Here is a 14,032-nt window from a genome sequence, read left to right as displayed (position 1 = left end):
AAAGCACACTCATTTTTTCAAAATTATGGTCAACGTAAAACAGTGAGAAAATTTGTGTATCATGCTCTTACGTGAAATCATCAAATCGTAAAAAAGAATAGTCAAAGGATTTAGTTTTTTCGCGCAATAGCTCGCCATCCGATATCGCGACGAACAAAACCCTCTGGCCAATCAATATAATCAACGGCTTCATAAGCACGTTTTTGTGCTTGCGTAATCGTTTTTCCTGTTGCTGTTATATTGAGAACACGTCCACCATTTGCAATGAGTTGTCCATTTCGTAATGCTGTACCAGCTTGAAAAACTTTCACATCGGGAAGAGTATCTATTTTATCAACGTTACGAATAACAGTCCCTTTTTGGGGAGAGTCTGGATAACCATTAGCAGCCATAACAACGGTGAGAGCAGTCTTTTCAGACCACTGAAGAGGTTTATTTTCAAGATTTCCTTGAGCTGCGGCAAGAAAAATTGGTAGAATATCATCTTTAAGGCGCATCATTAAAACTTGACATTCAGGATCACCGAATCGTACGTTAAATTCAATTAATTCGGGTCCTTTTTGCGTTATCATCAAGCCGACGAAGAGAATACCTCTAAAGGGGGCGCCCATTTCGTTCATGCTTTTTAAAGCTGGTTCAACAATTTCTTTAAGGGTACGATTCACTATTTCTTGGGTCATGATGGGTGCTGGTGAATAAGCACCCATACCACCGGTGTTTGCTCCAGTATCTCCATCTCCTACACGCTTATGATCTTGAGCAGATCCAAAGGGAAGAGCAACTTTACCATCACAAAGGCAGAAGAAGCTTGCTTCTTCACCTTCCAGAAAAGATTCTACAACAATTTTGTTTCCTGCATCCCCAAATGCACTTTTGAAGCAGGCATCAACAGCGTTAAATGCTTCTTCTATAGTTGTTGCAACCACGACACCTTTGCCGGCAGCTAAGCCATCAGCTTTAATAACAATGGGAACACCTTGTTGATGAATGTAAGCTTTGGCTCTAGCGGCATCATTAAAGCATTGGTAACTTGCTGTAGGAATGTTATTCTTATGACATAAATCTTTTGTAAAAGCTTTTGAACCTTCTAGTTGAGCAGCTTTTTGAGTAGGACCAAATACACAGATGTTAGCGCTATTAAGAGAATCTGTTATACCTGCAACCAATGGTGCTTCTGGTCCTACAATCACAAGATCAATAGAATGTGCTTTACAAAAATCAATAATAAGGGGGTGATCATCAATGTCTAAATTAATATTTTCACCAAATTCTGTTGTTGCAGGATTTCCAGGAGCACAATATAACTTTGTTAGCAGTGGTGATGCTGCTATTTTCCATGCTAAAGCATGTTCTCGTCCACCTGAGCCAATAAGAAGAATATTCATTGCTTGCTCCTCTCATAGAAGATGATTAATTTCATCTCCTTCTCATAAGAATGAAATGTCTCTATCGCAAGACTAAAGGTAAATCATTTGATGAAAAAAAATAAAAATATCGCACCTGTTCAGTCCTATAATAGCCAAGGACGGGTTATGGATGCATCTTCCAAACAATGGGTCTATAGTTTACTTCCCTGTTCTTTATGGTTTTATGCGCAATTGGCGCGTTGGGATCGGCCTATCGGATGGCAATTGTTGATGTGGCCTTGTTTTTGGTCAACAACAATGGCTTTTCTCTCTTATGAAATGCATTATGATACTCTTTCATCAATGTTGCTTCATTGGGTTTGGTATCTTTTTCTTTTTTTTCTAGGATCCATCGCTATGCGAGGGGCAGGATGTACTTGGAATGATCTTATTGACCATAAAATCGATTCTCAGGTAGAAAGAACACGTTCTCGCCCATTGCCGACAGGTCATGTGAGTCGGTTTCAAGCAAAAGTTTTTATACTTGTGCAATGTTTGGTTGGTTTAGGCGTTTTATCACAATTTAATAGGTTTAGTTTTTTTCTCGGTATTTCGTCATTGATAGCTGTTGCATTTTATCCTTTTATGAAACGCGTAACATATTGGCCGCAGTTTTTTTTAGGCGTTGCATTTAATTGGGGGGCATTAATGGGGTGGGCTGTTGTCTTTGGAAGTTTAAGCTGGTCACCGATTTTGCTTTATGTGGGATCAATCTTGTGGACCATAGGATATGATACAATCTACGCCCATCAAGATAAAGAAGATGACGCTACGGTTGGTGTGCGTTCTACAGCACTTCTCTTCGGTAAAGAAACCAAGCGTGCTTTAGTATTTTTGTATGGTGGTTTTGTACTGTTCGTGAGTTTAGCATTTTATTTAGCTGAAGTCCCTGTTCTTAGTTTTTTTGGGGTTTTTGTGGCAAGTATCCATATGTTTATTCAAATTAAAGTTATTGATATAGATGACAGTGCGCAATGCCTCAGGCTTTTCAAATCTAATTCGCTTATTGGTCTTGTGATTTTTGCTGGTTTAGTATGTGGTGGTATATGGATGATGTTTTATCCTGCAGCCTAACAATGAATTAGATAAAATCATATATTCTGATGATGAGGAGAGGAATGAAAATACAAAGATACTTTCATTAATTTTAAAGTGTATTATTTTTTCATGTTCAAAGCTTTTTGTATTTTATGATTAGTTTTATTCCAGATCTTTCTGGTTTGAAATAACGATTTTTTCAAATTTTATTGAAATAAAAATAGACTTTAGGAGGAATGAACAACTTTTTTAATTGAAAGTGCACTTTCTCTTATCAGAAATTACAAAAATAAAATCATAATTTTTGTTGAATATCGTGTTTTCTCTTAAAAAAGCTTGTTGCGCATCTATTGTCTTCAAGCAATGCAGTAGGAGATATTATCAACCAACTTTTATAGTGAAAATAAAACTTTTCTATTGAAAGGAAACTAATCATTTTGTTTTAGAAATTTGCAAATAGAAAATAGTCATTGAACCCTTAGGAAGACAAAGTCTTCATAACGATAAAGCTTGAAGGATTAAGGATAAAGTTTTTGTTTTTTCCAATTGCTGTGTTCAACACAATCACGCGTAAAAAGCAGACGATCATGTAAACGAAATGGGCGATCACACCAGAATTCTATAGAAAGGGGTTTAACACGAAAACCAGACCAATAAGGTGGTCGTGGAATATTGCCTACTGCATAACGTGCAGTATATTGAGCAATTGCTTTTTCGAGCACAAAACGATTGTCTAATGGTTGAGATTGTTTAGATGCCCATGCCCCAATTCGACTCCCACGTGGTCGCGATTGGAAATAGGCATCCGCTTCCTGTTGACTTACTTTTTCAACAATGCCTCTAATTCTGACCTGACGACGGAGCGATTTCCAATGAAAACCTAAGGATGCCTTCATTGATTTTAAAATTTCTTGTCCTTTACAGCTTTCATAATTGGTATAGAAGACGAATCCTTGGGGACTGTAGTCTTTGAGGAGAACCATACGAACATTAGGAAGTCCTGTTTCGTCTACTGTTGCGAGTGCCATAGCATTCGGATCATTTATTTCGCTTATTGTTGCCTCTTCAAGCCATTTTGCAAAAAGTTCAAAAGGTTTTTGCATTTGCATAAAATGATCATCTGTTGGGATTTTATCGCTCATAGTGTCTCCAAATGTCAGCGAGCATGGGTAAGGCATTTTCTTATTTACTTTGTCATCTCGAAGTAAAGTAGCATTTTTTCCTATTTTCAAAAAGTCAATGCTATCGTGTATTTTTATAGTGGTTCCATTATTTTTGTCTTTAGCATAGACGATAATGAGCTATATTAAATAAATATCTCATTTTATCTGGTATTTTAGTTTATTGATAGACATATAAAGAAAGAAGAAATTATTCTCTAGAATAGATTGATAAAGTTATGAGGGATATTGAAAACATATCCGTTGATATTTTGAAAACCAAAAAATTGAAAAGAGGGCAATATGCGTGATCCCTACACGATTCTGGGTGTGGCACGTACCGCAAAATCGCAAGAGATTAAATCAGCATTTAGAAAATTAGCAAAGAAGTATCATCCAGATCACAATAAAGATGATGCAAAGGCTAAAGAAAAGTTTGCTGAAATTAATCAAGCTTATGAAATTATAGGTGATAAAGATAAAAAAGCACAATTTGACCGCGGTGAAATTGATATGGAAGGAAAACCACTTTATCAAGCCTATGGTGCTGGTGAGAATTTTAACAATAAACAAAATCCTTTTTCAGGAAGAGCGAGAGGATTTGATTTTTCCTCTTCAGGTGGTGCAGGTTTTGATGCGAGTGATATTTTTCGCGATCTGTTTGGGGGAGGCGGTAGCTTTTCGAATTCCAAACACTATAATCGCCCTCAACAAGGAGCACATATTCGTGCTAATCTTGCCATAACATTAGAGCAGATGGTTGGCGCAGAAAAGGTGGAAGCCGTTTTTCCTAATGGAAAAAAGTTAAAAATTAAACTTCCAGATTATATTGAAGACGGGCAAACTATTCGTTTAAAAGGTCAGGGAGAAGAGGTTCCTCATGGGCAAGCAGGAGATGCATTAATAACCATTCAGATTCAAAAACATCCTCGTTTTCGGGTTGAAGGAAGGGCACTTCATCTTGATTTACCAGTTTCTCTTAAACATGCTGTTTTGGGAGCAAAAGAAGAAGTTGAGACATTGGAGGGACGTGTGGTTTTAACGATTCCTGCTTGGTCAAGTTCTGATCGCGTTTTACGGTTGAAAGGAAAAGGACTTCGTTTAAAAAGTGGTACAAGAGATGATCTTTATGTGCATGTTCGTATTATGTTGCCGGAAGGTAAAAATGTTGCGCTAGAACAGTTTTTGCAAATGCAAAAAGATTAAATTTTAATTTTTTTATATATAAAGCATAGTTTTTGCTTGATTTTAAACCAATTACTTGAAGAAAAAGTTGACCTGTGTCATAGGCAAATGAATAATATTAATTTTAAGTAACAATGGGGCAGTGCTAATGGCTAAGGGTAATGGTTTATTGTACGGTAAGCGTGGCTTAATTTTAGGGTTGGCCAATAATCGCTCCATCGCTTGGGGAATTGCTAAAGCGGCGAGTAGCGCAGGGGCAGAGCTTGCTTTTACCTATCAGGGTGAAGCCATGAAAAAGCGTGTTGAGCCTTTGGCTGAAGAATTAAAGGGATTTGTTTGTGGACATTGTGATGTTTCTGACAGTGCTTCTATTGATTCAGTCTTTAGAGCCATAGAGAAGAAATGGGGCAAACTCGATTTTTTAGTTCATGCTATTGGTTTTTCTAATAAAGATGAATTAAGTGGTCGTTATGTTGATATCAGCGAATCAAATTTTATGATGACCATGAATATTTCCGTTTATTCCCTAACAGCTCTAACAAAGCGTGCAGAAAAGTTGATGCCGGATGGCGGTTCAATCTTGACACTGACCTATTATGGTGCAGAAAAGGTTGTTCCCAATTATAATGTCATGGGGGTTGCTAAAGCAGCTCTTGAAGCGAGCGTGAAGTATTTAGCGGTAGATTTAGGTCCCAAAAATATTCGTGTTAATGCGATATCTGCTGGACCGATTAAAACGTTAGCAGCTTCAGGTATTGGTGATTTCCGTTATATTTTAAAATGGAATGAATATAATGCTCCATTACGCCGTACAGTAACAATTGAAGAGGTTGGTGATTCTGCTCTTTATTTTCTTTCAGATTTGTCTCGTTCTGTTACTGGTGAAGTTCATCATGTCGATTCGGGTTATAATATCATAGGTATGAAAGCAGTTGATGCACCAGACATTTCTGTCGTTAAAGAATAAAGTTTGGTTTATAGGGTTTTATTGAACAGCGGTAATTTGACCAAATTAAAAGCGGCTGAGAGTATTTTGGAACAAAGAGCTGTCTTGTGTATAACTCAACATATGTTGTCGTTGGCGTATATTTGACAGAGAAACGGATCTTTTTTCATGTCGCATAATACATTTGGTCATTTGTTTCGTGTAACCACATGGGGAGAAAGTCATGGTGCTGCTCTTGGTTGTGTCATTGATGGTTGTCCGCCTGGAATTATTTTTACTCTTGCAGAAGTTCAAGCTTATCTTGACAAACGGAGACCAGGACAATCCGTATATACAACGCAGCGACGCGAATTGGATCAAGTAGAAATTCTTTCAGGAGCTATCGCTCAGGACAATGGGACGGCATTGGTTACAACAGGTACACCAATTTCTCTGTTGATTAGAAATACAGATCAGCGTTCGAAGGATTATAGCTCGATTGCCCATCAATATCGTCCAGGACATGCGGATTATACTTATGATATTAAATATGGCATTCGTGATTTTCGAGGAGGAGGGCGTTCTTCGGCAAGGGAGACAGCAGCACGTGTTGCAGCGGGTGCATTTGCACGTAAAATTGTTCCTGGTTTGGTGGTTCGAGGAGCAGTGATAGCAATTGGTCCTCATAATATTAATCGTGATCGTTGGGATTGGTCAGAGGTTGATAATAATCCTTTTTTTACACCTGACGCAGAGATGGTTCACATTTTTAGTGATTATATCAGTAAACTCCGTAAAGAGGGGACATCTGTTGGTGCTGTTGTTGAGATCATTGCAGAAAATGTTCCGGCAGGTTTAGGAGCACCTATTTACGCAAAACTGGATCAAGATATTGCATCCTTCCTTATGTCGATTAATGCAGTAAAAGGAGTTGAAATTGGGGATGGTTTTGCGGCAGCCCGCATGAAGGGAGAAGAAAATGCCGATGAAATGCGGATGGGAAATGATGGAAAACCACTTTTTTTATCCAATCATGCTGGTGGTATTTTAGGGGGAATATCGAGTGGACAGCCAATTGTTGCACGTTTTGCTGTCAAGCCTACTTCATCAATTTTAACGCCTCGTCGCTCTATTGATGTTGATGGTCATGATGTAGATGTTATAACGAAGGGACGTCATGATCCATGTGTTGGGATTCGCGCTGTTCCCATTGGTGAAGCGATGGTTGCTTGTGCTATTGCGGACCATTATCTAAGACATCGCGGTCAAGTTGGGTGAGTGAGAAGGTGAATAATGGTGTATGATGAAGAAAAAATTGTTTCTGCACTTAAAGCTTTTGAACGCGGTGAAATTGTTGTGGTGACAGATGATGATGACCGTGAAAACGAAGGTGATTTAACTGTTGCTGCTGTCCATTGTACAGAAGAAAAGATGGCATTCATCATTCGCCACACAACAGGGATTGTTTGTGCACCTATGCCAAAAGAAGAAGCACAACGGTTTCATCTTGCTCCTATGGTGCCAGATAATAATTCAGCACATCAGACCCAGTTTACTGTTACTGTGGATTTTAAACATGGGATAACGACGGGTATCTCCGCACACGACCGCACATTAGCGGTTCGCAATCTTGCTAATCCAAATGCTGGTGCTCACGATTTTATTCGTCCAGGACATATTTTCCCTTTGATTGCGCATGAAGGGGGTGTTCTTATGCGTTCAGGTCACACGGAAGCGGCTGTTGATTTATGTAAATTAGCTGGTTTACCGCCAGTTGGTGTTATTGGTGAGTTGGTCAATGATGATGGCAGTGTTAAACATGGAGATGAAGTTACAAAATTTGCACAAGAACATCGATTGCATATGATAACGGTTGCGGATTTAATCGCTTATCGTCAGCGCAAAGAAATGTTGATCAGGCATGTTGGAGAAATGGCTATTGAAACACCAGTAGGACCTGCTATTGTTCAGAGTTATCAACTCCCTTGGGAAACAGTTCAGCATGTTGCAATCGTTTTTGGTGATCTTGGTGATGGTGAAGATATTCCTGTACGTTTGCATCGTGAAAACATTATGAATGATGTTTTTGGTCAAGCGTCAGATGTTACCGCTATCATGCAGCGTATGATGGAAAAAGAAAAACGGGGTGTTTTTGTTTATTTACGTCAAGGATCAGTTGGTATTGATGAAAAATCAGCTATGAGCATTCAGGAAATGGCAAAAGACGGTTCAGAAAACCATATACAGGCAATTGAACGTGAAGAAGAATGGCGACAAATTGGTTTAGGATCACAAATTTTGAAACATTTAGGAATCAGTTCTGTTATTGTTTATACTTCTAAAGAACGTCATTATTTAGATTTAGAAGGTTTTGGAATTCGTATATCCAGAATAGATATTTTGTGAGGTTCATATGAAAAAAGAAATACAAGAGGGGGATATTACGACCTTAAGTTTTGAGCAAGCGCTGAAGCAACTTGAAGTTATTGTTGAAAATTTGGAACGTGGCGATGTGCCTTTGGAACAATCCATAGATATTTATGAACGTGGTGAAGCGCTTAAAAAACATTGTGAAAAACTCTTGAAAGTTGCTGAAGCTAAAGTTGAAAAAATTCAACTTTCAGAAGGAGGTTCTCCAGAAGGAGTAGAACCACTTGATGCTCAATAGTATTAAACTATTTTTGGATATTTATTGCGGGATTAAGCAGTGCAATAACCTTATTTATAGAAAGCAAATTTTATTGGTTTCTTTTTTATAAAATAAGTTAAAAATGAGAAAAATCATAAATCATCTCAAATAGAGATTTTTCAGTAAAAAAGATGCAAAACTGTCAATGAAAGAGTAGAGAAGATGTATTTTTATCGTTGCGTTCTCTTAAGTTAAGGTGATAGGAGGGAGTTTTTTTGTCTCATATCTTAACACCATTGCTTGACCGTATTTGTTTCCCGCAAGATTTGCGGGCTTTGCCTGAGTCTGATTTAGTACAGTTGGCTAATGAGTTGCGGGCAGAAACAATTGATGCGGTTTCTGTAACAGGTGGTCATCTTGGGGCAGGACTTGGTGTTGTTGAGCTCACTGTTGCATTACATTATGTTTTTAATACACCAGAGGATAGGATTATTTGGGATGTTGGTCATCAAACCTATCCACATAAGATTTTAACGGGGCGTAGAGAAAAAATACGTACATTACGTCAAGAGGGAGGATTATCAGGTTTCACAAAACGTTCAGAAAGTGTGTATGATCCATTTGGAGCGGGCCATTCGTCTACTTCTATTTCGGCGGGTCTTGGCATGGCGGTAGCGAGTGCTTTGAAGGCAGAGACAAGACGCAATATTATCGCTGTTATTGGTGATGGTGCAATGTCTGCGGGCATGGCTTATGAAGCAATGAATAACGCTGGTGCTTTGGATGCGCGCTTGATTGTTGTTCTTAATGATAACGATATGTCTATTGCACCGCCTACAGGTGCTATGAGTGCACATCTTGCACGACTAGTTTCTCGTCCTGCTTATCGTCATTTGCGTGAACGCGTAAAGATGTTGAGCGAAAAATTGCCAAAGTTTTTTTTGGATAAGGCACGTCGTTCAGAGGAATTTGCGCGTAGTTTTTTGGTTGGGGGAACGTTATTTGATGAGCTTGGCTTTTATTACGTGGGACCCATAGATGGGCACAATTTAGGGCATTTATTACCCGTTTTAAAAAATATTCGTGAATGTCCTAATGGTCCAGTTTTGGTGCATGTCGTCACCCATAAGGGAAAGGGATATCCACCTGCAGAAGCATCTTCTGATAAATATCATGGTGTTAATCGTTTTGATGTTACGACAGGAAAACAGGTTAAAGCATCAAGTAATATTCTACCCTATACCAAGGTATTTTCTGAAGCCTTATCAGAAGAAGCGCGCCATGATGATAAGATTGTGGGCATAACAGCAGCGATGCCAACAGGGACAGGCCTTGATGCTTTTGCAGAAAAATTTCCTGAAAAAATGTTTGATGTTGGTATTGCTGAGCAACATGCCGTAACTTTTGCGGCAGGACTTGCTTGTGAAGGGTATAAGCCTTTTGTTGCAATTTATTCTACTTTTTTACAGCGTGCTTATGATCAAATTATTCATGATGTATCAATTCAAAAATTACCGGTACGTTTTGCTATTGACCGAGCAGGTTTTGTGGGGGCAGATGGTGCAACACATGCTGGAAGTTTTGATATTGTTTTTTTGTCCACTCTTCCTGAGTTTGTTGTTATGGCACCTTCAGATGAGCTTGAATTGATGCATATGGTACGTACAGCTGCAGCCTATGATCAGGGTCCCATTTCTTTTCGTTATCCACGTGGTGAAGGTCTTGGTATAGATTTACCGCAACGTGGTGAGTTATTAGAAATTGGAAAAGGGCGCGTTCTGCGTGAAGGAAATAGGATTGCTTTGGTTTGTTTTGGAACGCGGATGTCAGAAGTGTTGCAAGCTGCTGATGCGTTGGAGGTTGAAGGATTATCTACAACAGTTGCAGATGCACGGTTTGCAAAACCTTTAGATAAGGATTTGATGCGTCGTTTGGCACGTGAGCATGAAGTTTTGGTGACAATTGAAGAAGGTGCAATCGGTGGGTTTGGAGCACACATATTACAATTTTTAGCGCAAGAAGGGCTCTTAGAGCATGGTTTGAAAGTTCGTACACTAAAACTTCCTGATGAATATTTGAGTCATGGTTCACCAGAAAAAGTTCTTTCACGTGTCGGACTTGATGCTATGGGTATTTTAAATACGGTTTTTACTGCTCTGGGACGCGAGATTCGAACGGGATAGAAAATTCAAGTATGAGATGGCTTCCAGAAAAAGGCTCGATATTCTTTTAGTTGAAAGAAACTTTTTTACGACACGTTCACGTGCACGTGATGCAATTATACGCAAAACTGTTAAAGTTAATGGCAAAATAGTTTTTAAAGCTGGGCAAATTGTTTTTGATGATGCAGAAATTTTTGTTTGTGATCCAGCGCAAAATTATGTGTCCCGTGCGGCATTGAAATTGATTTCTGCACTTGATGCATTTCCGATTGTAACCGATAAAGTGACAGCCATTGATGTTGGGGCATCAACAGGTGGTTTTACACAAGTTCTCTTAGAGCGTGGAGCGGCCCATGTCATTGCTGTTGATGTTGGGCATCATCAATTTGATGCACGTTTATTGGGCAACAGGGCTATAACGTTATTAGAAGGCTTAAATGTTAGAGATTTTCAACAGGAACATTTAGGCGGTAGGGAAATTGATCTTATCGTTTCCGACGTCAGCTTTATTTCTCTTAAACTTGCATTGCCTCCCGTTTTATCTTTAGCCAAGAAGGGTGCTCAAGCTGTTTTATTAGTAAAGCCTCAGTTTGAGGTTGGTCGTAAGCACCTTGGAAAGGGAGGAATATTAAATCCATCAAGTGCTAAAAAAACCGCTGAGGCACTTTTTATCTGGTTAGATACTCAAACAGGGTGGCGTGCAAAAGGTTTACTTCCTTCACCCATTACAGGTGGTGATGGCAATGTGGAATATTTACTATTCGGAGAAAAACAAGAGTGAACGATAATGTGATAATCGACTATATTGGAGCAAATGGTTATGGTACTTCCAAGACGTCCCACGGTTTTATTTATGTTCCTTTTACTTTACCGGGAGAGTGTGCTGAAATTACTGTTCATGGAAAATATGCAACATGTATAGCATTAAAAGAAAAATCACCAGAACGTGTTGATGCTCTTTGTCAGCATTTTGGAGAATGTGGAGGGTGTGCTCTTCAGCATTGGCATACTGATGCTTATTGCGTATGGAAACGACAATTAGTTGTTGATGCACTTAAAAAGTATGGACTTAATAATGTTGTTGCGCCTTTAATAGAATGTAAACCCTATAGCCGACGTCGGATGACGTTAACAGCATCCATGACCCCACAGGGGCAAAAAGTTGGTTTTAATCGTTATCTCTCTCATGAGATTATAGCTCTTGAAGAATGTCCAGTGACGCGTTTAGAGATTATGTCTAAACTAGATGATATCAGGTCACTTTGTGCTCTTGTAAGCAATCATGCCAAACGGTTTCATATAACGATAACATCTGTTGAAAACGGTTTAGATATCGCTTTAAGCGGTTGTGTTATACGCGATGAGCGTGTTCGTCAGAAAATGATCAGTGCTGCTCTTTCATATGGGATTATACGTTTATCTGTTGACGGAGAAGTTTTGGTTGAGCAAGAAAAACCATTGGTTTATTTTGGAGATGTCCGTGTTGAATTTCCTTCTGGTGGTTTTCTTCAAGCAACTTGTGAAGCTGAACATATAATGGGCAATATTATTTTGACTCATTTAAAAAAAGCAAAGAATGCTCTTGATTTGTTTTCAGGGGTAGGAACATTTGCCTTGCGTATGGCAAAAAAGATGAATGTTCATGCAGTAGAAAATAATGAAGATGCATTAAGAAATCTAAATACAGCAGCACGTTTTGCAACTGATTTAAAAACAGTCACTTGTGAAAAACGTGATCTTTTTCGCCATCCACTTTCTGTAAAGGAACTTGAGTGTTTTGAAAGCGTTGTTTTTGACCCTCCTCGCGCTGGAGCAGAGGAACAAGTACATGAACTGGCAAAGGCAACAATATCACGTGTTGTGGCAATTTCGTGTAATCCCGTTACATTTGCTCGTGATTTATCTTTTCTTGTTGCAGGGGGATATACAGTAGAAAAAATCATACCAATTGATCAATTTTTATGGTCACCCCATGTCGAAGTTGTTGCTGTTTTGAGCAAAAATAAAAAGAAGAAAAGTTGGAAGCTTTAGCCTGAAAGTTTTTTTGACATAGTTCATTTGAGTATTATTATAAAATCTCTCTAAAATTTATCTACAATAATAATCTTTTTCTCGTTGAGTTAACGAGCACTGAATGTAGAAAGTGTTTTTTATTTTAAACTTTTTTATTATGAAACATAAAAGATAGTTGCTCCACTACTCCATACAAAAGACGAATGTATCATAAAGAATGTGTATTTAAGCAAACACCATCGTAATATTGGCCACTTCCTAATGTTGCTATAGCTCTTGGCACTTGAGATGGTTCATTATAGGTATTTTTAGTTCTTTCTTGTACAGTTTTACTCCATGCATTTCCCCCCGCTTGTAACGTACAAACGAATAATCTTAATTGATTCAACAGACACAAATTTAAAATGAGAGAATCTTACGGTGTTCAAGGTTCTAATTTAAATATGAATAACGTTCAATTATCTTTATAAATCAATGTTTGTAGCAAAAATTCATCCTTCACAAGACCATCTTGATAAACGAGAAGGGGCAGTATTGAATATTGGGAAGGAATGAGCAAGCTTACTTCAACGCAGTTCCACCGATTGTCATATTATTAATCCGTAGATGAGGTTGTCCAACACCAACAGGAACGTTTTGTCCTGCTTTTCCGCACATACCAATACCATTATCCAGTTTACTATCATTTCCAATCATTGTGATACGTTTCATAGCATCCGGTCCATTTCCAATAAGAGTTGCGCCTTTAATTGGTGCATCAATTTTACCATTTTCTACTCGGTATGCTTCAGTACACTCAAAGACGAATTTTCCAGAAGTAATATCAACTTGTCCTCCACCAAATGAAACAGCATAGATACCACTTTTAAGTGAAGAAAGGATTTCTTCAGGTGTTTTATCTCCTCCTAGCATGATTGTATTGGTCATTCGTGGCATTGGTGCATAAGCATAAGATTCACGCCGTCCATTTCCAGTTGATTTACCTCCCATAAGCCGTGCATTAAGCCTGTCTTGCATAAAACCAACGAGTTTTCCATCTTCAATGAGAACGTTATATCCTGAAGGCGTCCCCTCATCATCGACAGTGAGAGAGCCACGGCGTTGTGGAATTGTTCCATCATCAACAACTGTAACACCTTTTGCCGCAACTTGTTGTCCTAAAAGTCCAGCAAAAGCAGATGTTTTTTTGCGATTAAAGTCACCTTCCAAACCATGACCTACGGCTTCATGGAGCATAACGCCAGGCCATCCATTGGCTAAGACAACATCAAAAGATCCTGCAGGTGCTGCTTCTGCTTCTAAATTTGTTAAAGCCATACGTAAGGCTTCATCCGCGGCTTCTTTCCAATTGTCTTCACGAATAAATTGGTTAAATGCTTGTCGCCCCCCACATCCATAGAAACCATTTTCACGTCGATTGCCTTCAGCGGCGACCACAGATATAGAAAGTCGTACGAGTGGACGAATATCACGAACCAAATATCCATCTGCACGTAAAATTTCAACATGTTGTA

At 38.7% G+C, this 14,032-nt stretch carries 12 protein-coding genes; 9 read left to right on the top strand and 3 right to left on the bottom strand.

Annotated features, from left to right (window positions below; genetic code table 11):
• Positions 1-110: 110 nt before the first annotated feature.
• On the bottom strand, positions 111-1,385 hold the full coding sequence (purD, locus tag ACFIO3_RS02255; RefSeq protein ID WP_375606420.1) for a phosphoribosylamine--glycine ligase: 1,275 nt from the start codon (positions 1,383-1,385) through the stop codon (positions 111-113).
• A gap of 90 nt (positions 1,386-1,475) precedes the next feature.
• On the opposite strand from purD, the gene ubiA reads away from it, so the two are divergent.
• The gene (gene ubiA, locus ACFIO3_RS02250) at positions 1,476-2,480 is read left to right on the top strand and encodes a 4-hydroxybenzoate octaprenyltransferase (protein ID WP_375606419.1); all 1,005 of its coding nucleotides are present in this window, start codon (positions 1,476-1,478) and stop codon (positions 2,478-2,480) included.
• Between the two features lie 482 nt (positions 2,481-2,962).
• Here ubiA and pdxH read toward each other — a convergent pair whose 3' ends face one another.
• Positions 2,963-3,586, bottom strand: coding sequence for a pyridoxamine 5'-phosphate oxidase (gene pdxH, locus ACFIO3_RS02245; protein WP_375609083.1), 624 nt, complete (start codon positions 3,584-3,586; stop codon positions 2,963-2,965).
• 321 nt (positions 3,587-3,907) lie between these two features.
• Between pdxH and ACFIO3_RS02240 the strand changes: the two genes are divergently transcribed.
• The 8 genes from ACFIO3_RS02240 (at position 3,908) to ACFIO3_RS02205 (ending at position 12,536) form a co-directional block, all read left to right on the top strand.
• On the top strand, positions 3,908-4,810 hold the full coding sequence (locus tag ACFIO3_RS02240; RefSeq protein WP_375614995.1) for a DnaJ C-terminal domain-containing protein: 903 nt from the start codon (positions 3,908-3,910) through the stop codon (positions 4,808-4,810).
• A 127-nt stretch (positions 4,811-4,937) separates the two neighbouring features.
• A complete protein-coding gene (gene fabI, locus ACFIO3_RS02235; protein WP_375606416.1) occupies positions 4,938-5,756 on the top strand; it encodes an enoyl-ACP reductase FabI in 819 nt (272 codons plus the stop codon).
• Between the two features lie 147 nt (positions 5,757-5,903).
• Entirely contained in the window at positions 5,904-6,992 is a 1,089-nt protein-coding gene (gene aroC / locus ACFIO3_RS02230) for a chorismate synthase (RefSeq protein WP_375606415.1), read from the top strand.
• Positions 6,993-7,007: 15 nt separating this feature from the next.
• The gene (gene ribB / locus ACFIO3_RS02225) at positions 7,008-8,120 is read left to right on the top strand and encodes a 3,4-dihydroxy-2-butanone-4-phosphate synthase (protein WP_375609085.1); all 1,113 of its coding nucleotides are present in this window, start codon (positions 7,008-7,010) and stop codon (positions 8,118-8,120) included.
• 7 nt (positions 8,121-8,127) lie between these two features.
• Positions 8,128-8,382 (top strand): exodeoxyribonuclease VII small subunit, encoded by a 255-nt coding sequence (locus tag ACFIO3_RS02220; protein ID WP_375606413.1) that lies wholly within the window; start codon positions 8,128-8,130, stop codon positions 8,380-8,382.
• Between the two features lie 236 nt (positions 8,383-8,618).
• Positions 8,619-10,526: a 1-deoxy-D-xylulose-5-phosphate synthase gene (dxs, locus tag ACFIO3_RS02215; protein ID WP_375606412.1), complete on the top strand. Its 1,908-nt coding sequence runs from the start codon at positions 8,619-8,621 to the stop codon at positions 10,524-10,526.
• A gap of 16 nt (positions 10,527-10,542) precedes the next feature.
• A complete protein-coding gene (locus tag ACFIO3_RS02210) occupies positions 10,543-11,286 on the top strand; it encodes a TlyA family RNA methyltransferase (protein WP_375606411.1) in 744 nt (247 codons plus the stop codon).
• A complete protein-coding gene (locus ACFIO3_RS02205; protein WP_375614427.1) occupies positions 11,283-12,536 on the top strand; it encodes a class I SAM-dependent RNA methyltransferase in 1,254 nt (417 codons plus the stop codon). The genes ACFIO3_RS02210 and ACFIO3_RS02205 overlap by 4 nt, the downstream gene beginning before the upstream one ends.
• Before the next feature lie 543 nt (positions 12,537-13,079).
• Here ACFIO3_RS02205 and ACFIO3_RS02200 read toward each other — a convergent pair.
• The coding region (locus ACFIO3_RS02200) for a metallopeptidase TldD-related protein (RefSeq protein ID WP_375704071.1) at positions 13,080-14,032 on the bottom strand (953 nt) is incomplete at its 5' end.

This window comes from Bartonella sp. AD328YNZD, from assembly GCF_042196425.1.
The sequence above is the reverse complement of the archived record's forward strand: the minus strand, read 5'-3'. Positions and strand labels throughout refer to the sequence as shown.

Bases quoted from the DNA above. Each gene is read 5' to 3' on its own strand.
- ACFIO3_RS02240 (WP_375614995.1), top strand. From the start codon at position 3,908: ATGCGTGATCCCTACACGATTCTGGGTGTGGCACGTACCGCAAAATCG.
- fabI (WP_375606416.1), top strand. From the start codon at position 4,938: ATGGCTAAGGGTAATGGTTTATTGTACGGTAAGCGTGGCTTAATTTTA.
- ACFIO3_RS02210 (WP_375606411.1), top strand. From the start codon at position 10,543: ATGGCTTCCAGAAAAAGGCTCGATATTCTTTTAGTTGAAAGAAACTTT.
- ribB (WP_375609085.1), top strand. From the start codon at position 7,008: ATGGTGTATGATGAAGAAAAAATTGTTTCTGCACTTAAAGCTTTTGAA.
- ubiA (WP_375606419.1), top strand. From the start codon at position 1,476: ATGAAAAAAAATAAAAATATCGCACCTGTTCAGTCCTATAATAGCCAA.
- aroC (WP_375606415.1), top strand. From the start codon at position 5,904: ATGTCGCATAATACATTTGGTCATTTGTTTCGTGTAACCACATGGGGA.
- ACFIO3_RS02220 (WP_375606413.1), top strand. From the start codon at position 8,128: ATGAAAAAAGAAATACAAGAGGGGGATATTACGACCTTAAGTTTTGAG.
- pdxH (WP_375609083.1), bottom strand. From the start codon at position 3,586: ATGAGCGATAAAATCCCAACAGATGATCATTTTATGCAAATGCAAAAA.
- purD (WP_375606420.1), bottom strand. From the start codon at position 1,385: ATGAATATTCTTCTTATTGGCTCAGGTGGACGAGAACATGCTTTAGCA.